A 19,243-nucleotide genomic window follows, 5' to 3' on the forward strand; every position below is an offset into this window, starting at 1 on the left:
CTCCTCATTCTGATGGTTAGAAACTGATGCCCGATTTTCTGTTGAATTACTCTCATGATCCCATGTGGCTGGTGCTGGTGGTGATTGTGTCTACCTTTATGCTGGAAGACCTCGCCATCATCGGCTCCGGTATTCTGGCGGCCAGTGGACAGCTGCCTGCGGAAGTGGCGTTTGCAGCAACCTGTTTGGGTATGTTTATTGGCGACTCGGCTTTGTACTTGCTAGGTCGTGGGGCATTGATCTGGCCGTGGTTGAACAAACGTTTTGAACATCCGCTGATCCAGCGCCAGGTAGCGCCGTTGCAACAAGCGCCTTGGCACCAATTGGCTTTGATCCGCTGTATGCCGGGTTTGCGTACCTTTGGCTACATTGCCTGCGGACTGGCTAAAGTGCCGGGCAGTACGTTTACCATTGCCAATGTGGTGTCCATTGTTGTGTGGGCAGCGGGTTTGTTTGGCGTGGCCTTCTTCCTGGGCGTCGTTATGCCGACCAGATGCACGAATGGCTCTGGTTCCTGTTGCCGGTGGCTCTGGTTTTGTTCGTGCTTGGGCAGCGTAAGATCAAAAAGAATATGGAAGAAAGCCCGGCGTGATGGGCTGGTCTGGCGTCTGGCTTTGAGCATGGGTAAACAAAAAAGCGGCTGAGGATCACTCCTCAGCCGCTTTTTTGTTTCTCGCGTTTGGGTGCGCTTAGTAAGCTGCTGTCACGCTGAATTCGACCAGAATCTGTGGACGTGCCATGCGCGCTTCAACACAAGCGCGGGCTGGCTTCTCAACACTGGCAATCCAGGCGTCATACACTTCGTTCATTGCGGCGAAGTCTTTCATGTCGCGCACATAGATGGTGATCGACAGCAGGTTTTCACGGCTAGTGCCGGCTTCTTCCAGCAGGGCGTCGATCTTGTCGAGACAGCCCTGGGTTTGCTCCTTGATGCCCCAGTCTTTGTCAGTCGGGCACGCCGTTTGGCCGCACAGGTAAACAGTACCGTTGTGCTTGACGATGCGGCTCATGCGCTCGGTGCTCTGGATGCGTTCAATGGATGGCATTAGACATTCCTTGGTAAACAATTCGTTCGGTGTTGTAAATCAGGCAAACGCGACCGCGCCTTTGTGCAGGCCTTCAAAAGCACGCACTTGAACTGCGTTGTCTGGCAGTTCGTGCTTGATCACTTTGGCCAGGTGGGTCGCAATCAGCTCAACAGTAGTTTCTGTATCCATCAGATAACAGTGTTGTTTTTCAATCTTTAGTTTGAAGTAGCCCTGTGGCGCGGTGTAGGCAAATTCATAATGGGAGGCGGTTTCGCCAATCAGATCGGATTCGGTGCCGATGTAAATGTCGCGCCAGCGTTCTGCCCATTCGCTTTCCAGAGCGGCAGAACGGGCTTCGTCGATGGAAATTTCGATACGGGAGCGGTGTCCGTGAGCAATACGCTGGCAGTTGCCGTTGTGCTTCTTCAGGCCGTGGCTGTAATGATAGAAAGCGGCGTCAATGGCTTCCGGCTCAAACGTCAGCTGTAGTTGTTCAACACTGACCGGGAAATGTTCTGCCAATTCGGCAATACACCAGCGCGATACTGTGGCGTCATTGATTTCGTCGGCATCCACCAGTGCAACGGCTTCCAGTGGACAGTCCAGCTCGATGCTGCCGCGTTGGGATTGCCATTGCAGTTGAACACGCTCGGCGTTGTATTCGATGGTCAAATTGGCGGACCGGGTTGGTACCAGCAAGCGGTGATCCAGCTCATCGTCCAGCCAGTTGCGCAGCGTTTTCTTGACCACGCCAAAGTCGCACACCATGCCTTGTTCATCCAGTGTGCCATTCAGCAGCGCGGACGCCAGCCAGGTTTCTCCGACCATGCCACGTTCGGCATCAAGAAAACTGAAATCTACATTGGTGAGCTGATTGACGAATAACTGCATGTTTGGATACCTCAAAGCGGGGCCGCATTCTAACCAAGGCATTTCCAATTGGCACGGGTGCAGCCAAACTTTCTGCCATTTGCTGACGCTTTTGAACTCTTGTTGCTCTGGTGGGTCGATCAAAGCCTGCTATTATGGCGCTCATTTGTGTGCCCAAAAGTATGGTTTGTGCCTTTGGGCACATCAAAACCGAATCAAATCAGGATTGTTGTTCGTATGCACAAGCGTTTTGGCGGGCTGGTGGCAGCCGCTTTTATTGCAACCGGCCTGGCTGGCTGTTCTTCCGGCAGTAGTGACTCCGATACCGTCAAGGTGGATGTTCGGGCTGCCCAGGGTGGTCTTCAGGATGCCTATATCTGGTCTGTCGCGGTAACCGAAGGTGGCCAGGTCGATACCACCAGCTCCGGTACTCTGGATTACACCGAATACGATACCGACGATGATAATTCCGTCGATATCACTATCTCGGCTGAAGAAGTCCAGCAGTTCACGCTGATTGGCAAAACCTACGATGAAGAACTGGACGACGACGGCACCACCTGGCGTTGCCAGTGGGTTGACGGCTGTACCGACGAAGATGGCAACAGCGTCGCTTTTGGTGAACGTTATGAAATGACCGGCGAACGCTGGCGTTCAGTGGCTTACGATCTGGCCGAAGACGAAGTGATTCGGATTACGCCGTTCACGGATCTGGCAGCAACGCTGGGCTACGGTCTGCTGTACATTGAATCCACCTCTGAGTGGTCAACCACGGGGTATTACTCGGCCTGGTCTGTGCTTCAGTCGGTCAATCAGGTATCCAAAATCATCGGTGTGGATGATGTACAGGTAACCCAGCCTGCGGACCTGTCTAGTATCGACAACTACACCGGTGACCAAACCGCCATGCTCGACCGCATCCGTTACGGTGCTCTGGTTGCTGCCTGGATTAATCTGGAAGAATCCTGGACCGGAACAGACTCCCTGTTCGACACCGTTGGTGCCGAGCTGGTGGCTAACTCTGGTCAGCTGATGCAGGCGGCGGGTGATCAGACGCTGAATCTGAAAGACCTGTTCCAGTCTGCTCGTGACAATCTGGCTGCACTGGATGTGACCAACAGTACCGCGCAAACCTACGTTGATGCCGTTATATCCGGTTTTGATGCCGATATTGCTTCACTGACGGATGAAACGCTGACCACTGCGGTACCGGATACCATCGAGTCCATGATCGGCACCGATGACTACGAAGACTTCACCGTTGGTCTGGCGCGCAGCAAGGCGTTCCTGGATGTGTTGCGTGACTACGGCGAGAACTTCTTTGAAGATGGCTACCGTGAACAGGTAGACGCCTATGTCGATATGATCAAACAGGTCGGTGACGACAATGAAGAAGCCTTTAACACCATTCTGACAGCTTACATTCAGACCTACGAGTTTTACTCCGACTGTTACATCAATGTGGGCTGTCCTACCCCGGACTACAGCGAATACACCTGGTTGACGGATTACGACGACAGCCAGATTTCAAGTGGTCGTTTGTCTCTGAACGGCGGCGACATTGTGGTGACCCAGCGAGTTGCTGATACCAACACCACCGATGAAGAGGACGAACCAACCCAGTCTCACGCCATTGATGTACTGATTGTTGGCTCTTACCAGTCGGGTAATCTGATTTTCAACGTAGATCATTACTACGAAGACGACGATGAAGACAACGACATCGAACTGCCGTCTGCTGTGCGTGTGTACTTCACCGACGAAGTGTCACTGCTGGATGATCCGGCAACCAACGAAGTGCTGGGTTACGAACTGCGTTGGGGTGACTTTGAGTTCTACGACCAGACGACTCTGGGCACCGCCGATGAATTGCAGGTAGATGGCAGCTTCCGTCTGTTCTACCGTGGTGTGCGTGATCCTCAGGACAGCACCTCCGAACTGCGTTTTAACATCGACACCGTGGCACTGGATGGCCGTATTTCTGATGCGCGCACCGACGACGATGACGACGACGATGACTACACCAACATCGACATTACGGCCACCGCTGCCAATGCCTCCGAGTATTACCCGGACAAAACCTGGGCATCGTTCAATGGTTTCTTCACGCCAAACTCCGGCACCGATAACCAGAGCGGCAGTGTAGAAACTGCATTGGTGACTTACCGCACTGGCACGCAAACTGTTTCAGGTTATGAGGTTGAGTATCTGGATCTGATTATTCCGATGGGTGAATCCGTGCGCTACCGCTTGTACCCCAACACCCAGCGTGAAGACGAAGACGATCGTGACGACGATGACGACACCGACGAGCTGCTTTACACCTACGACACTGAAGAGTGCTACCTGGTTGAGGGCGACTCTGACTGGGAAGTGTCCAGCTGTGAGCCAAAAGATCGCTACTACGGTGAAACCACCTTCGAAGAATTCACCAACGACCTGTGGGCTGATGGTTTGTTGTCTCGCATTGAGGTGGACGGCCGCGGTACCTATTTTGTTGAATGGCCAGCGGTAACCGGCGACACCGGTTCTTGTCTGGTGCTGGATACACTGACCGAAGAGGGTGATAGCTTCGACGGCACCTTGTACGACGAGCTGGTACTTGGCCTGAATGGCTTGCGCTTCCGCACCATGATCAATCTGGACGGTGAGCCGGATACCTTGTTCGACTCCTACATCAGTGCTCCAACCAGCGATACCTACTCGGTGACGGCTGCGTTGTCTCACGATTACAGCAGCACCAGCAGCAGTGGCAATATCAATATCGGTTACGGCTCTTACGTGGACCGTATCCGCCTGAGCTACAGCACCAGCTACGAGTTCGACACTGTCGGTTCCTTGTCAGTGTACAAGGATGGCGCAAGCCTGACCTGGGCCGATGGCACCACTGAAACCCACGATAGCACGCTGACGGCTTACGTAAGCCAGATCAAGGACATTGATCCGCTGCCGTACACTTACTACGTTGATAACGAAGGCAACTACCAGCGTTGTGTTACGTCGAACACTGCAGACGATAACGCGGCGTTTGATCTGGACACTGCGACCTTCTACCTCAACTACCGTGATGTGATTTACGGTTCCGTATCGAAAGAAAACGGCACCTGGATCGTGCGCTACATCGACGGCACCTTCGAAACCTTGCAGTAAGCAATGCCTGCCATAAGGTTTCGGTAAAACAAAAACGCCCGCTTTCACGCGGGCGTTTTTGTTTGGGTGCTTTTGTTTGGGCGCTTTTGTTTGGAGCAGGAGCAGAGAGAAGCTTACATAAACAGCCAGGCATGTAAGCCAATACGCCAGGCAATGCCCACCATAGCGCCTAGCACAGCCGGTTTAACAACGCCGCCAACACGCTTGCCTGCGGCCGCCAGAATAGCCACACCCGCCACGTCCAGAGGACAAAGCAACAGCCCCGCCAGCAGATTGATTTGTTGCGATGACAACGCACCGGCCTGAAATTGCTCAACCGCAATCCCCATCATGGCTGTGCCTCCAGCAATGTACTTGGTGATGGCCAGCAGCAGCGTTTGGGTTGGGTAGCCCAAATATTCAAACAAAAAGGCCAGGTTAACTTCCAACCAGCCAATCACCCCGGTCAGACGAATCAGGTTAACCGCCACAATCGATACCACCAGCAGTGGCAGTGCACCAATGGCAATATTCCAGGCATCTTTGCCTGCATGGCGAATCACATCCAGCAAATTACCTTTGCCTTCCGCATCCAGTTCTATGGGCTCATCGGCCTCCGTTTCGGTACTGCTGAGCGTTCGTCCTGTGACGTAAAAAGTAACCGCGGCAGCTAATAAGCCACCCGACAAGGCAATCAACATGGTCGGCAAAATTTGTAGGCCCACAGCAGCCATCGGGAACACCACATTGGCTTGAGCCATAGCCAGTACCATCGCCAGGGTTGCGGCAATATGACGCGAAGAGGTGCCGTTTCTGGCCATTAACGCCAGTGTGGCAATCGGAGCGGCGAAACTCACCAACATGACCTGTAGAAGCGCAAACACCCCAAGCCCGGTCAGGCCCAGTGGACGCAGCAGCGGGGCAACCGCCGCAACAATTTTGGGCAGCCAACCAATCCACTCCAGCCAGCGCATGATGCTGAGCATGACGATCATGATGGGTAGAAGAACAAACAGGGCCAGGTCGACGGCGGCCCGGCCGGAAGAAAGCAGTGTGCTGGCTATAGCGTCCATGAAAGGTTCCTTGTGTGACGCCACAGGGTAACAAAAACAAAAGGTCTGCCGAATCAGCGTTAGGTAGGGGATGCAATCATGGGCAAACGCATGGACCGAATGGCGGACTTGAAGAAGTTAAAAAGGGCGGCTTGCGCCAGGGCGAAGCAAGCCGCCAAGGGGGTGAGGGTACGCAGAGCGATAGGTGAGCCCTGTGAAATCTTTATTGCAAGGTGAAACCGGGGGCGATTCGGTTGGCCAGTACTACCCGAGTACAGGGGTTGTGCTGGTTCTCCGGAATCCAGGGATTTTCACCGCTACAGCCGATCTCTATATGCTGAATCTTGCCGCCACTGGCAAGGAAGGCAGCGATATCTTGTTCCAGCTGCTTTTGTCGAGCGTCGGCTTTGGGTTGCTGTTTACGCGCCATAATTCGATCTCCTACTCAACTTACCTGTTCAATGTATAGGTGTTGTATAGGTATGGTCAAGCCTGTGGATTGAAATATTTAGTTGGGCGGAGTGAATGGCGAATAAATGATGATCAGTACTTTGGTAGGCATTTATTTCCTGAATGGCAAGTATCGTTTGTATGCCGGTTACTTGGCGCTCTGAGTGGCGGCTATACTCGGTGCACCAAGAACAGGTTAGAGCTGTCAGAAACAGTGCTCCTGGAAGAGACAATTGGAACGGCTGACCAATAAGTATTTTTACCGTTCCCAACCACGAGAGGCCCAAGATGACTGGATACGTTCAGAAGGGTGGCATTCAAATCGCCCAAGCCCTGTATGACTTCGTAAATGAAAAGGCAATTCCCGGCACTGGCGTAAACGCCGATGTCTTCTGGGCTGAATTCGACACCATCGTCAACGAGCTGGCCCCGAAAAACCGTGCCTTGCTGGAAAAGCGTGACGACCTGCAAGCCAAAATCGATGCCTACCACACCGAGCGTAAAGGCACTGCGCACAATGCAGACGAGTACAAGGCGTTCCTGCAAGAAATTGGCTACCTGTTGCCACAAGCCGACGATTTCCAGGCCACGACTGAAAACGTAGAGCCTGAAATCGGTACCATGGCCGGTCCACAGCTGGTGGTTCCGGTAATGAATGCACGCTTTGCATTGAACGCCGCCAATGCGCGCTGGGGTTCTTTGTACGACGCTCTGTATGGTACCAACGTACTGTCTGAAGACGGTGGTGCGGAAAAGACCAGGGAATACAACCCGGCCCGTGGTGCCAAGGTGATCGCCTACGCTCGTGACGTATTGGATCAGGCTGCTCCATTGGCAGCTGGCTCCCATGCCGACAGCACTGGCTACAGCATTGCCAGCGGTGCATTGGTTGTCACCCTGCAAGATGGCTCGACCACCGGCCTGGCCAATCAGGAACAACTGAAAGGCTACAACGGCGAAGCGGAAGCTCCGACGGCTATCTTGTTGCAAAACAATGGCTTGCACCTGGAAGTTCAGGTTGATGCCAGCTCGCAAATTGGTGCAACCGACCCGGCAGGTATCAAAGATATTCTGGTTGAGTCGGCACTGACCACCATTATGGACTGTGAAGACTCCGTTGCTGCCGTAGACGCTGAAGACAAGGTCATTACCTACAGCAACTGGCTGGGCCTGATGCGTGGCGACCTGCAAGAATCCGTGACCAAAGGCGGTCAAACCTTCACCCGCACCATGACCCCGGATCGTGAATACACCGGCTTGTACGGCGAAACCGTGAAGCTGAAAGGCCGCTCCATGCTGTTCATCCGTAATGTTGGTCACCTGATGACTAACCCGGCAATGCTGGACGCCAACGGCAACGAAGTACCAGAAGGCATCATGGACGCCATGGTAACCACGTTGTGTGCCATGCACGACCTGAAAGGCAACGCGCCATTCAAGAACAGTACCACCGGTTCTGTGAACATCGTTAAGCCAAAAATGCACGGTCCTGAAGAAGTGGCTTTCGCCAACGAACTGTTTGGCCGCGTAGAAGACGCTCTGGGTCTGCCACGCTTCACCATGAAGATGGGCATTATGGACGAAGAACGTCGTACCACCGTGAACCTGGGCCGTTGTATCGAAGCTGCGAAAGATCGCGTTGTATTTATCAACACCGGCTTCCTGGATCGCACGGGTGACGAAATTCATACCTCCATGCTGGCGGGTCCTTTCGTACCAAAAACCATCATGAAGCAACAGCTGTGGATTAACAGCTATGAAAACTGGAACGTCGACACCGGTCTGAAATACGGCCTGCAAGGTCGCTCCCAGATCGGTAAGGGCATGTGGCCAATTCCGGATGAAATGGGCCAGATGATGGAGCAGAAAATCGGCCATCCGAAAGCCGGTGCGAATACAGCTTGGGTTCCATCACCAACCGCCGCTACCTTGCACGCATTGCATTACCATCAGGTAAACGTGTTTGCCGTACAGGAAGAGCTGAAACAACGTCAGTTTGCCTCTGTCGACGACATTCTGACCATCCCGTTGATGACTGAAGAGCAGAAAGCGGCGCTGACCGAAGAGCAAATTCAGCGTGAAATCGACAACAACTGTCAGGGCATCCTGGGTTACGTTGTTCGCTGGATTGACCAGGGCGTTGGTTGTTCCAAAGTGCCAGACATCAACAACGTTGGCTTGATGGAAGACCGCGCGACCTTGCGTATTTCTTCCCAGCACGTCGCTAACTGGCTGGAGCACGGCATCTGTACCCGTGAACAGGTAGAAGATAGCCTCAAGCGCATGGCCGCTGTTGTAGATGGCCAGAACGCCGGTGATGCTGCGTACCTCAACATGGCTCCAGGCTTTGACGGCATTGCTTTCAAAGCTGCCTCTGACCTGATCTTCAAGGGTAAAGAGCAGCCAAGTGGTTACACCGAGCCACTGCTGCACGCTTACCGCCTGAAGTTCAAAGCGGCTCAGTAAGTCACTTTAAGCTGTTGCAGGGGAGGGTGATCTTCCCGTAACCCTGAACACTCAAAACCCCGGTCAGTGAAAGCTGGTCGGGGTTTTTTAATGAATGCCATTTCAAATCGAGATGTGGCAATGCGATGCATCAGTATTTACGTGTTTTTGGGCCAAATTACATCAATGGCGAGTTTGTAATGGGCTGTTGAATTGCTGATCAGTAACGACTTCTTTACTGTATAAGACTATCAGCGGAAACACGGGCAGTAGTCCGAACAAGGAGGTTTTCCCGTGCTCAAGTCCCGAGAGGAATGCAAACCCTGGCTCGCAGTATTCACCAGTAGTGTTTTGGCGCTGGTTTTGGTGGGGTGCGGTGGTGAAACCCCTCATCGGGATTCCGCAGACGGCGATGGAAATGCGACCGAACAGACAGGGTCTGATTCCGACACTGAAACAGACAGCGGTTCGGAAACAGATACCGGCACAGATAATGGCGCTGGGACAGATACCGGTGGCGATACCGACAGTGGCTCGGATTCTGGTGATACCGACGCGGCTGATCCTAATACCGATACTGGTACTGATAACAGCGACTCAGATACGGATAGCGGCTCAGACACCGATGTCGAGACAGACCCCGTTACCGAACCCGAGCCAGATGTAAATCCGGCGCCGGGCAATTACCCTGAAATTACCGTTCTGGCGGGCTCCACCGCCACCGTTGAATCAAATTATCGCGTTTACCTGCAAGCCAACACAGCGGACGACAGCATTGCCTATCACTGGTTTTTAACGTCAGGTAGCCTGGTTGAAATATCGGGGGCGCAAACCGCATTGGCGTCTTTCATCAGTCCGGTGGTTGATGCCCGAACAGAATATCGCTTTACGCTCACGGAAACCTCTGACGGCGTAACATCTACCGTGAGCACCATCTACGTGGTGCCAGAAGCCGAAGCGGTGACAGCGGCCGAAGGCATAGCGGCATCCGGCGTTACGCGTGGCGCTAACTATCCGACGGGCATCAACAGCGATTGCACCGGCGAAACCATCACTTATCAGGATTGTTATCGCGCTGGCGAAGGGCTGTCGGCCAGCTCACGTTTCACCAAACTGGACAACAGCGGCAATGCATTGACTGCCGGAGCCTCGGAGTGGGCGTGCGTAAAAGACGAATTGACCGGGCTGGTGTGGGAGATTAAAACCCGCGACGGCGGCTTGCGGGACAAGGATTCCAATTCTTATCAATGGGGCGGAGGCGCTGGAACCGACGTGGTAGGTTCCTCATGGGATGAGCTTCAGACCCTGCTCAATACGGATCAGGTTTGTGGTTTTAATAACTGGCGAGTACCCAGTCGGCGGGAGCTGGTGGGCCTGGTCGACTATGGGGTTACCCGCCCTGTGATTAACGAGGATTACTTCCCCAATACGGCGTCCAAGCATTACTGGACCATGAATCGAGGTGTGTCTGGCAGGCCTTGGGCGGTAGATTTCGACACCGGCGCATTGAGTCAGATTTTATCCACCAGAGAGGAGCGAGTTCGCATGGTCGCGACGCCTGCGGTGGAATCAGGGGCGGAATCAGGGGCGGAATCAGGGGAGGCGCTCTAATGGGCCATATCATGTCGTCATCACACCACACTTCGATTTCTATACGTCGTTTACGCCTTCAGGCCAAACTGCTGCAGACCAGGCTTTCGAATACCTCGCTGCTTGTGGCGTCGCTTTGTTTACCATCACTTCCGGTACAAGCTGCCCAGCTATGCCTCGATGAGACAACCATGGTGCGTGTAACGACCGAGCAGGAAAATCTGTGTAACGGTAACGTCGTGGATCAGCGTACCGGCCTGATGTGGGCAGCATGTGACGCGGGCCTGGCAGGCAGTGGTTGTGAAACTGGCAGTGTGGAGCTGAAGAACTGGCAACAAGCACTGCAATACGTCGAGTCACTGAATGTGTCCGGGGGCTTGAATGGTTTTAGCGACTGGCGTCTGCCATCCATTAAGGAATTGAACGCGTTGACGGAGCCTGCCTGCATCAACCCGAGTTACTCCTTGCAGGCTTTCACCGACCAAACCGACTTTACCGCCGAAAACCGCTGGTGGACGGCAACCCCGGCCATGCTGACCAGCGAGCAGCTGGAGGCGGGCGTTACAACGTCTGCGGACGGTTTTAGCTGGGCATTGGATTCGGCGTCCGGGGCAATTGCCGCAGCGCCAAGAACGGATGCGCTAAGGGTGCGACTGGTTAGAACCACTTACAGCTACGACGCCGAAAGCTCGTGCCAGTAGGATAACCAAACCTGTATATTTATACAGTGCAGTGAGGATTTTACGCCGCTAGTCATTTCCCCAAGGATTGTTCAAAAGATGATCAAACAAGGTATTTATTCAGCAAGCGCAGTGCGTGAAGGCAGATTCATATCGTAATAAAGAGCATTTTTCGAACAGTTTTCAGGTAGGTCTTCTGAATATATGCCCAATTTCTCGGGGGGGCTAAAAATACTGGTTATTTATACAGCATCTGATTCGAGATATAGGGCTGGGGACTTGATGCTTGAAACATGAAGTAGCCATGCGCTTGTTCTGGCGGGTGAGAGTGGAGACAGGCCAAGATAGTGAATTCCAGTTTCAGCCTATACGCAGAGGTGAGAATCAGGCCGCTTGCTCGGAAAAACAGATTGCCGATATGCCGGTTGGTTGCTGGTGTGGGGTGCCGTAGCATGCTGGGCCGGAACACAACTTGGAGACAGCCATGCAGGCCTCAAATTTCGTACTGAACGACTACCTCAAACGCATCGGTTTTGATGGAGAACCCAGCGCCACCATCGACTGCGTGGCTGAAATGATGCGTCGGCAGTTATTTACTGTACCGTTTGAAAATCTCGACGTGCAGGCGGGCAAAATTGTCTCCATGGAGCCGGAAGACATCGTCAATAAAATCGTTTTCTCCGGACAGGGTCGTGGCGGGTACTGCTATGAAGTAAATGGTCTGTTCGCCATGGCACTAACGGCCATGGGCATCGAATACCAGTTTGTTGCCGCGCGTCCGATGTTTTACCCGGTCAAACGCCCGAAAACCCATATGGCGCTGGTGGTTACCATCGAAGGTGAGCAGTACCTATGCGACCTCGGCTTTGGCAGCTACGGTATTCGAGCGCCCATGAATCTGGCCGAACTCAATCAACCAGTCCAGCAAGACAGCGACACCTATATGCTGGAACGCGATGGCGACGGCTTTTTGTTGAAAGCCCTGGTCGGGGGACAGATTGAAGAGGGGGGAGAATGGGCCAACCAATATGGCTTCGACCTGTACCAACCGGAATGGATCGACTTTGCCCCGGCTAACTACCTGAATTCCACCCACCCGGACGCTATCTTTGTACAAAAGCCGCTGGCGATACTGTTCACGCCCGAAGGTCGTAAGGTACTGCTGGGTGACAGCCTGAAACACATCGCCAATGGCAAAACTACGCAAAGCACCGTTAGTGCTGACGATTACGACCAGATGCTGGCTAAGGAATTTGGCCTGCCGGGTTTGGTGTTGGCTCGGTAAGGGTTGAGGTGACACTTGTGGTGAGCGTTGCTGTGAGCCAAGGTAGCCAAACTGCCGAATAGTTGATCGTTAGTTGCCCCAAAGTGCTCACAAACATCGGTGCTGGCTATTTATACACTATTGGTGTTTTGGGCATTTTTCAACTTGGCCAGGCTCGTTCGCTTCATCGCTCGGGAGATAGGCCGACGCCTGAAAACATCTTAAAGCAAGGCCTATCACGCGGTAGGTAGGGCCTAGCCGCCGTTATCGCGTCTTTCTATCTCGCCTCGTATTGCATCCATCTTAAGCAGGGCATCCTGTAGCTCCTGCTTTGCCTCTGCTGGAATATGGTTAATTCCTTCCAGATGCGCTTTGTCTTGTTCAATCATTGTTAGGGCGAACCTGCTGTACTCATCCGAGCTTAATCGGTAATGGGCAATGAATAGGCTCATGCTGGCGTTGACCGTGTTTACGTAGTCAGCAGTTTGGAGATTTTCGTACTTGACCTGAAACGATTGGTAGATAGAGGTTGAAAAAACAATAAATGCGCCATAGCAGGCCACTGTATTTCCGCTGAACCTGGCAGTGATGAATGGCGGGACGATCTGCCTGCTGAAAAATTCATTCACCTTGGCTCCATGAATGGAAAACATGAACAAAACCAATAAGGCAGCTGTTATCGCCAAAGAGGGCTCAGTTCCAAGCTCAAGAGAATAGACCTCGAGTTTTGCACTAACACCACTTCCTTCTGGTGTGATCATTTCCAGAGTTGCGGCATATCCAAGCAACAGAACAAAAAAATGCCCGAATCCCTTGAGTACGAATTGAGCCTCCTTTAATTTGCATAAGACACCTGCCAGCAGTCCGAGCGGCAGAAGGATACTCATTAAGCCATTGTCATTGCTGCCAAGTATCGTGTAAACGATCAATGCGATAACGGCGATTGACAGTTTTTTGGGCATCGTGGATTTCCGAAAAATAGTAGTGGCAGTAGTGAAACTGAATCTGGTGAGCCCAGGACTGAGAATTGGGCAGCCTTGTTACGGCTGCCATGGGTCTTCAGGCATAAAAAAGGCGGACATCGTGTCCGCCTTTTTCGTTTTCACCGGTTAACCCAGTGAAATCCATTGCTGTGCCGGTCCGTGGAAGTCCAGGCTCATGGCAATGCTCAGTGCAGTAATGGTCACAATAGAAACCATAAACACCTGCTTTGCCCAGCCAGTATCGTCCACTTCCAGACCCCAGCCTTTCAGGGCCATGCCCAACCACCACAAGCTGGTGGCACAGGAAACGGCCAGGAAGCCATAGCCTGCGTAGCCGGTTGCTGTCAGCAGTACGGTCACCAGCGCAAAGGCGATGATGTACAGCACAATGTGCAGCTTGGCTTTCGATACGCCTTTGGCAACTGGCAGAACCGGAATACCGGCGGCTGCGTAGTCGTCGTAGCGGAAAATTGCGATGGCGTAGGAGTGTGGCATTTGCCACAGGCAGAACATGGTCAGCAAGATGGCTGCACCGGTGTCAAAGCTGCCCGTCACTGCGACGTAACCCACTACCGGGGGAACGGCGCCAGACAAGCTGCCCACCAGGGTGCCATAGACCGAGCTGCGCTTCAGCCAAAGGCTGTAAAACCCTACGTAAACCACAAATCCGAAAGCAGCGAACAGTACCGCCATCAGGTTGGTCTGCCAGGCCAGCAAAGCGAAGCCTGCGATTCCCAACACGATGCCGTGACTAACTGCGGCCAGTGGTGACATTTCGCCCGTTACCGTTACACGATTGCGGGTGCGTTCCATGCGGCTGTCGATGTCACGGTCGATACCGTTGTTGATGGCACAGCCAGAGGCGACCACCAGAGACAAGCCAATCACCGTGGCCAGGAACAGCGTGAAATCCACGCTGCCCTGGGACGCCAGGAAGAATCCCCCGGCAGTGGCGATCAGGTTGCCCATGATGATGCCCGGCTTGGTCACGCTCAGGTAGCGCTTGAAAGGGCGCTTGAGACGTTGTGACACAGAGGTTGCTTCGGAACTCATGGGCAACTCCCTTACATCATCATCATGTAGTTGGAGGCGTAGATAATCCAGATGGACAGGCCAACAACCAGGACGATGATCAGAGCAGAGAACAGGAAGGTCATCAGGTTGATGGCGCCTTCTTCTGTTTTAAAGCTCAGGTGCAGGAAGTACTTCAGGTGTACCGCAATCTGAACGATGGCGAATACAACCACTGTGATCAGAGTGGTGCTCTTCTCCAGTGCGCCAGTCATTACCAGACCGAAAGGAATCACGGTCAGGATAACGGACAGTACGAAGCCAATGACGTAGTCAGAGTAGGAACCATGACCTTCTTCGTGGTGGTCGTGATGATTACTCATAATCAAACGCTCCCCATCAGATATACAACGGTGAATACACAGATCCAAACCACGTCCAGGAAGTGCCAGAACATGCTCAGGCAAGCCAGACGAGTCTGGGTACGCTTTTCCAGACCACGGTTTTTCACTTCCAGCATCAGGATGATCATCCAGATCAGACCGGCAGTTACGTGCAGGCCGTGCATACCAACCAGTGCGAAGAACGCGGACAGGAAGGCGCTGCGATCAGGACCGAAGTCATGGGTGATCAGGTGATGGAATTCGTAAATCTCCATGGAGATAAACGCCACACCCATCAGGAAGGTCACACCCAGCCATTTCAGCGTGGAGCCCTTGTTACCCTTGTAGGCTGCCAGCATGGCGAAGCCGTAGGTAATACTGGAAACCAGCAGAGCCGCGGTTTCCCAGGCCACCAGTTCCAGTTCAAAGATGTCTGCGCCGCTTGGGCCGCCAGCCGTGTTCATGAACAACACGGCGTAAGTGGCGAATACCGATGCGAACAACAGACAGTCGGTCATCAGGTAGATCCAGAAACCGAACAGCGTGGTTTTACTGGTATCGTGGTGGTGATGCTCGTCGTGAGCATCGTGAGAGTTAGTCATAGCAGTCATCTCAAGCCCTCATTTCCGCTTGCTTCTGCAAGGCAGCGTGGTGCTCGCCCTCGATTTTCTCGATTTCTTCTGGCTGTACGTAGTAGTCAACATCGTTGTCGTAGCAACGCTTGATGCCCACAGCGATGGTGGCGATGAAGGTCACAATAACCAGCCACCAGATGTGCCAGATCAGACCGAAACCGCAAGCAGTCAGCAACATACCGATGAGGAAACCATCTGGCGTGTTCTTAGGCATGTGGATCGGAGCGTATTTCTCAGGACGCTGGTACGCGGTGCCGTTTTGCTTGGCAGCGTGGAAGCAGTCAACGCCTTTACCATCTGGCTCTACAGCGAAGTTGTAGAACTGTGGAGGAGACATGGTGGACCATTCCAGAGTACGGCCGCCCCATGGGTCGCCAGTGGTGTCTTTCAGCTGCTCGCGGTTCTTGAAGCTGACGAACAGTTGGATCAGCTGAGACAGGATACCGAAGGCAATGATGAAGGCACCGAACGCAGCAATGTACAGCCAGATGTTCCAATCCGGGTTGTCAGTGTGGTTCAGACGACGGGTCATGCCCAGGAAGCCCAGTACGTACAGCGGCATAAAGGCGAAGAAGAAACCAATCTGCCAGCCCCAGAAAGCGCGCTTGCCCCATTTAACGTCCAGCTTGAAGCCCATGGCTTTCGGGAACCAGAAGGCGAAGCCCGCCAGGTAGCCGAATACCGCACCACCAATAATGGTGTTGTGGAAGTGAGCAATCAGGAACAGGGAGTTGTGCAGGATGTAGTCAGCACCCGGGATCGCCAGCAGAACGCCGGTCATACCACCGATAGAGAAGGTCACCATGAAGCCCAGGGTCCACATAACCGGAACACTGAACTCAACACGACCACGGTACATGGTGAACAACCAGTTGAACAACTTAACCCCGGTCGGTACCGCGATGATCATGGTCATCACACCGAAGAAGGCGTTTACGTTGGCACTGGAGCCCATGGTGAAGAAGTGGTGCAGCCAAACGATGAAGCCCAGAATCGAGATGGCGCCGGAGGCAACAATCATCGACTTGTGGCCGAACAATGGCTTGCGAGAGAAGGTAGAAATAATCTCAGAGAAAATACCGAACGCCGGTAGCACCAGAATATACACCTCGGGGTGACCCCAGGCCCAGAACAGGTTGATGTACATCATGGAGTTGCCGCCCAGATCATTGGTGAAGAAATGGAAGTCGGCGTAGCGGTCCAGGGTCAGCATACCCAGAGCAGCAGTCAGAATAGGGAAGGAAGCAACGATCAGTACGTTGGCCCAGGTACAGGTCCAGGTGAAGATCGGCATATCCCACAGGCTCATGCCTGGAGCACGCATTTTGATAACGGTGGCCAGGAAGTTAACACCGGTCAGGGTGGTACCAATACCGGATATCTGCAGTGCCCAAATGTAGTAGTCGACCCCGACTCCCGGACTGTACTGAAGCCCCGATAGCGGCGGATAAGCTACCCAACCGGTCTTGGCGAATTCGCCCAGGCCCAGGGATACGTTCATCAGAATCGCACCGGAAGCGGCCAGCCAGAAGCTCAGGTTGTTCAGGAATGGGAAGGCAACGTCACGTGCACCAATTTGCAGTGGCAGAACGATGTTCATCAGACCGATCATGAATGGCATTGCCATGAAAATGATCATGATCACACCGTGAGCGGTGAAGATCTGGTCGTAGTGTTCAGGAGGCAGGTAACCAGCGCCGCCGTTTGTGGCGGCAGCCAATTGGGTACGCATCATGATGGCGTCGGCAAAGCCACGCATCATCATGATCAGGGCCAGAATGATGTACATAACGCCAAGGCGTTTGTGGTCAACAGAAGTGATCCACTCTTTCCAGAGGTACATCCACTTCTGGTATTTGGTTAGGGCGACAGCCAGTGCCAGACCACCAATTGCTACGACAATCAGAGTCGCGATAACAATAGGATCGTGCGGGATGGCGTCGAGGGAAAGCTTACCCAGCATGCTTACTCTCCTGACACATCATGGTTGTTGTGGGAATCAGTCGCGTGCATGTCGCCGTGACCTTCGTTGTGTTCACCGCCGTGTCCTGCACCATGCTCAGAACCATGGTTCATGTGAGACATGTGGCCATCTTCAGCGCTGTGGTAGAACGGAGTCGCACCGTGGTGTTTCATGAATTTCATAACGATGTCATCAAACAAACCAGGCTTAACCGCGCTGTACAGAGTCACAGGGTGGTATTCGGATGCTTCGGTCAGCGCCTTATATTCCGCACCGCTCAGTACGTTTGGAGACTGTTTGACCTGTTCAATCCACTGTTCGAACGCGGCATCGTCTTCTACTGCGATGGCGTCAAACTTCATACCGGTGAAGCCCGCGCCGCTGTAGTTGGATGAGAAGCCCATGAAGGTGCCTGGCTCATCAGCAATCAGGTGCAGCTTGGTTTTCATTGCCGCCATGGTGTAGATCTGGCTACCCAATTGCGGAATGAAGAAGGAGTTCATGGTTGAGTCAGAAGTCAACGTGAACGCCAGTGGGGTGTGAGCAGGGAAAACCAGTTCATTTACAGAAGCAATGTTGTACTCAGGGTAAATGAACAGCCATTTCCAGTTCAGAGAAACAACCTGAACTTCCAGGTGGTCTTTCTCGTGATCCAGTGGCTTGTATGGGTCCAGCTCGTGAGTTGAGATCCAGGGAATGGTGCCCAGGATCAAAATGATGATGCATGGAATGACCCATACAACGGCTTCGATCTTGGTGGAGTGGGACCACTCAGGAGCATACTCAGCTTCGGTTGCTTTGTTGGAAGCACGATACTTCCAGGCAAAGTAGAGCGTCAGGAAGATGACTGGTATTACTACCAGCAACATCAGTCCGGTAGCGATCAGGATCAGATTCTTCTCGTCAACACCAACTTGTCCTTTTGGATCGAGGATGCCCCCCGAACAGCCGGACAAAGCGGCGGTGGCAAGAAGACCCAATGCGTATCGGGATACCTTCTTGGCTGTCATGGTTTTACCCTTATAAGGATTGATAGTTATTTGCATTTAGTCTTAATGTTAGACCAATGACTTGGTTGCGGAAAACCGCTGGCCTCGTGTGCTCGCCGGCCTGCTAACGCTGCAAACTGGTGGGCTGAAGCCTGAAATGTGGCCAGACAGAAACCTGTCAGGCCGAAACGGGTGGCGGCCCTCTGGACCAGAGCGAGGCCAGGAATACATCGTTGGCGATGGCGGGGGCGCGATAGAAACGGCGCTTGCGGCCAACGGCCTTGGCTTGGGCCTTGAGATAAATAAAGCAGTACCAGAGCACAAAGCCCACCAGCAGAATACACATGGCGGTAATGCTCAGGCCGATCAGGAATTCGTTGTTTTCAGCGTGGGGGAAATCCGCCAGATGTGCGGTATCGGCGAGGATTTCTGACGTCGCGCCCAACATACCAGCAATAATAGACACAAGAGCGGAAAGCGCCCTTATGGCCAAATGCCTGGTTTTCTGTTGGATGCTTGGTGCCAAACGCTTTTCTCCATCAAACTACAACTTAGGTCAATTAATGATCAGAGTAGTCATGTTTAAATGCAACATTTTCTGCTCTTGGAGTTGTTATTTTGCAGCCACGCGAGTGTAACCAAATATTTCAGTAGCGCAATAAAACTCTCATTTGCGGGTCGTTTACAGGCAGTACTTATTGTAAAGATATGTATAGATGGTCAAAATACGATCGATATTTGCTTGTTTGCCCCAAAACCCTCCTTTTATCC

Annotated in this window: 17 protein-coding genes; 6 read left to right on the top strand and 11 right to left on the bottom strand. The window is 53.1% G+C overall.

All coding sequences use genetic code 11. From position 1 onward, the window contains the following. Positions 1 to 26: 26 nt before the first annotated feature. Entirely contained in the window at positions 27 to 644 is a 618-nt protein-coding gene (locus ACXADJ_RS05645; RefSeq protein WP_475063937.1) for a DedA family protein, read from the top strand. 45 nt (positions 645 to 689) lie between these two features. On the opposite strand, the gene ACXADJ_RS05650 is transcribed toward ACXADJ_RS05645, so the two are convergent. Next, on the bottom strand, positions 690 to 1,046 hold the full coding sequence (locus ACXADJ_RS05650; protein ID WP_475063939.1) for a RidA family protein: 357 nt from the start codon (positions 1,044 to 1,046) through the stop codon (positions 690 to 692). A 39-nt stretch (positions 1,047 to 1,085) separates the two neighbouring features. Continuing rightward, positions 1,086 to 1,919 carry a 6-carboxytetrahydropterin synthase gene (locus ACXADJ_RS05655; RefSeq protein WP_475063942.1) on the bottom strand — a complete coding sequence of 278 codons (834 nt, stop codon included), beginning with the start codon at positions 1,917 to 1,919 and terminating at the stop codon, positions 1,086 to 1,088. Positions 1,920 to 2,135: 216 nt separating this feature from the next. Between ACXADJ_RS05655 and ACXADJ_RS05660 the strand changes: the two genes are divergently transcribed. After that, entirely contained in the window at positions 2,136 to 5,048 is a 2,913-nt protein-coding gene (locus ACXADJ_RS05660) for a hypothetical protein (protein WP_475063944.1), read from the top strand. Between the two features lie 113 nt (positions 5,049 to 5,161). Here ACXADJ_RS05660 and ACXADJ_RS05665 read toward each other — a convergent pair whose 3' ends face one another. Continuing rightward, entirely contained in the window at positions 5,162 to 6,100 is a 939-nt protein-coding gene (locus ACXADJ_RS05665; RefSeq protein WP_475063946.1) for a nucleoside recognition family protein, read from the bottom strand. Between the two features lie 202 nt (positions 6,101 to 6,302). Continuing rightward, positions 6,303 to 6,509: a hypothetical protein gene (locus ACXADJ_RS05670; RefSeq protein WP_475063949.1), complete on the bottom strand. Its 207-nt coding sequence runs from the start codon at positions 6,507 to 6,509 to the stop codon at positions 6,303 to 6,305. A 308-nt stretch (positions 6,510 to 6,817) separates the two neighbouring features. On the opposite strand from ACXADJ_RS05670, the gene ACXADJ_RS05675 reads away from it, so the two are divergent. From ACXADJ_RS05675 to ACXADJ_RS05690, 4 genes are all read left to right on the top strand, one after another. Further along, positions 6,818 to 8,995, top strand: coding sequence for a malate synthase G (locus tag ACXADJ_RS05675; RefSeq protein ID WP_475063951.1), 2,178 nt, complete (start codon positions 6,818 to 6,820; stop codon positions 8,993 to 8,995). Positions 8,996 to 9,268: 273 nt separating this feature from the next. Beyond that, positions 9,269 to 10,585, top strand: coding sequence for an Lcl C-terminal domain-containing protein (locus ACXADJ_RS05680; protein ID WP_475063953.1), 1,317 nt, complete (start codon positions 9,269 to 9,271; stop codon positions 10,583 to 10,585). Positions 10,586 to 10,755: 170 nt separating this feature from the next. Next, positions 10,756 to 11,265: an Lcl C-terminal domain-containing protein gene (locus tag ACXADJ_RS05685; RefSeq protein WP_475063955.1), complete on the top strand. Its 510-nt coding sequence runs from the start codon at positions 10,756 to 10,758 to the stop codon at positions 11,263 to 11,265. A gap of 463 nt (positions 11,266 to 11,728) precedes the next feature. After that, the gene (locus ACXADJ_RS05690; protein ID WP_475063957.1) at positions 11,729 to 12,529 is read left to right on the top strand and encodes an arylamine N-acetyltransferase family protein; all 801 of its coding nucleotides are present in this window, start codon (positions 11,729 to 11,731) and stop codon (positions 12,527 to 12,529) included. A 233-nt stretch (positions 12,530 to 12,762) separates the two neighbouring features. Here ACXADJ_RS05690 and ACXADJ_RS05695 read toward each other — a convergent pair whose 3' ends face one another. From ACXADJ_RS05695 to ACXADJ_RS05725, 7 genes are all read right to left on the bottom strand, one after another. Further along, positions 12,763 to 13,470: a hypothetical protein gene (locus ACXADJ_RS05695; RefSeq protein WP_475063959.1), complete on the bottom strand. Its 708-nt coding sequence runs from the start codon at positions 13,468 to 13,470 to the stop codon at positions 12,763 to 12,765. 147 nt (positions 13,471 to 13,617) lie between these two features. Continuing rightward, positions 13,618 to 14,544: a heme o synthase gene (gene cyoE / locus ACXADJ_RS05700; RefSeq protein WP_051219194.1), complete on the bottom strand. Its 927-nt coding sequence runs from the start codon at positions 14,542 to 14,544 to the stop codon at positions 13,618 to 13,620. 11 nt (positions 14,545 to 14,555) lie between these two features. Further along, the gene (gene cyoD / locus ACXADJ_RS05705; RefSeq protein ID WP_028293471.1) at positions 14,556 to 14,885 is read right to left on the bottom strand and encodes a cytochrome o ubiquinol oxidase subunit IV; all 330 of its coding nucleotides are present in this window, start codon (positions 14,883 to 14,885) and stop codon (positions 14,556 to 14,558) included. Between the two features lie 2 nt (positions 14,886 to 14,887). Beyond that, entirely contained in the window at positions 14,888 to 15,496 is a 609-nt protein-coding gene (gene cyoC, locus ACXADJ_RS05710) for a cytochrome o ubiquinol oxidase subunit III (protein WP_051219196.1), read from the bottom strand. A 1-nt stretch (position 15,497) separates the two neighbouring features. Further along, positions 15,498 to 17,483, bottom strand: coding sequence for a cytochrome o ubiquinol oxidase subunit I (gene cyoB, locus ACXADJ_RS05715; RefSeq protein WP_475063963.1), 1,986 nt, complete (start codon positions 17,481 to 17,483; stop codon positions 15,498 to 15,500). A gap of 2 nt (positions 17,484 to 17,485) precedes the next feature. Next, entirely contained in the window at positions 17,486 to 18,493 is a 1,008-nt protein-coding gene (gene cyoA, locus ACXADJ_RS05720; RefSeq protein ID WP_475063965.1) for a ubiquinol oxidase subunit II, read from the bottom strand. A gap of 157 nt (positions 18,494 to 18,650) precedes the next feature. Then, complete coding sequence (locus ACXADJ_RS05725) at positions 18,651 to 18,938, bottom strand: hypothetical protein (protein WP_475063967.1); 288 nt, start codon at positions 18,936 to 18,938, stop codon at positions 18,651 to 18,653. Between the last annotated feature and the right edge of the window lie 305 nt (positions 18,939 to 19,243).

The organism is Oceanobacter sp. ABM4_470, assembly GCF_056158645.1.

Excerpts from the sequence above, each read along its gene's own strand:
- cyoD (WP_028293471.1), bottom strand. The coding sequence starts at position 14,885 with ATGAGTAATCATCACGACCACCACGAAGAAGGTCATGGTTCCTACTCT.
- ACXADJ_RS05675 (WP_475063951.1), top strand. The coding sequence starts at position 6,818 with ATGACTGGATACGTTCAGAAGGGTGGCATTCAAATCGCCCAAGCCCTG.
- ACXADJ_RS05685 (WP_475063955.1), top strand. The coding sequence starts at position 10,756 with ATGGTGCGTGTAACGACCGAGCAGGAAAATCTGTGTAACGGTAACGTC.
- ACXADJ_RS05670 (WP_475063949.1), bottom strand. The coding sequence starts at position 6,509 with ATGGCGCGTAAACAGCAACCCAAAGCCGACGCTCGACAAAAGCAGCTG.
- cyoE (WP_051219194.1), bottom strand. The coding sequence starts at position 14,544 with ATGAGTTCCGAAGCAACCTCTGTGTCACAACGTCTCAAGCGCCCTTTC.
- ACXADJ_RS05665 (WP_475063946.1), bottom strand. The coding sequence starts at position 6,100 with ATGGACGCTATAGCCAGCACACTGCTTTCTTCCGGCCGGGCCGCCGTC.
- cyoC (WP_051219196.1), bottom strand. The coding sequence starts at position 15,496 with ATGACTGCTATGACTAACTCTCACGATGCTCACGACGAGCATCACCAC.
- ACXADJ_RS05645 (WP_475063937.1), top strand. The coding sequence starts at position 27 with ATGCCCGATTTTCTGTTGAATTACTCTCATGATCCCATGTGGCTGGTG.
- ACXADJ_RS05690 (WP_475063957.1), top strand. The coding sequence starts at position 11,729 with ATGCAGGCCTCAAATTTCGTACTGAACGACTACCTCAAACGCATCGGT.
- cyoA (WP_475063965.1), bottom strand. The coding sequence starts at position 18,493 with ATGACAGCCAAGAAGGTATCCCGATACGCATTGGGTCTTCTTGCCACC.
- cyoB (WP_475063963.1), bottom strand. The coding sequence starts at position 17,483 with ATGCTGGGTAAGCTTTCCCTCGACGCCATCCCGCACGATCCTATTGTT.
- ACXADJ_RS05650 (WP_475063939.1), bottom strand. The coding sequence starts at position 1,046 with ATGCCATCCATTGAACGCATCCAGAGCACCGAGCGCATGAGCCGCATC.
- ACXADJ_RS05660 (WP_475063944.1), top strand. The coding sequence starts at position 2,136 with ATGCACAAGCGTTTTGGCGGGCTGGTGGCAGCCGCTTTTATTGCAACC.
- ACXADJ_RS05695 (WP_475063959.1), bottom strand. The coding sequence starts at position 13,470 with ATGCCCAAAAAACTGTCAATCGCCGTTATCGCATTGATCGTTTACACG.
- ACXADJ_RS05655 (WP_475063942.1), bottom strand. The coding sequence starts at position 1,919 with ATGCAGTTATTCGTCAATCAGCTCACCAATGTAGATTTCAGTTTTCTT.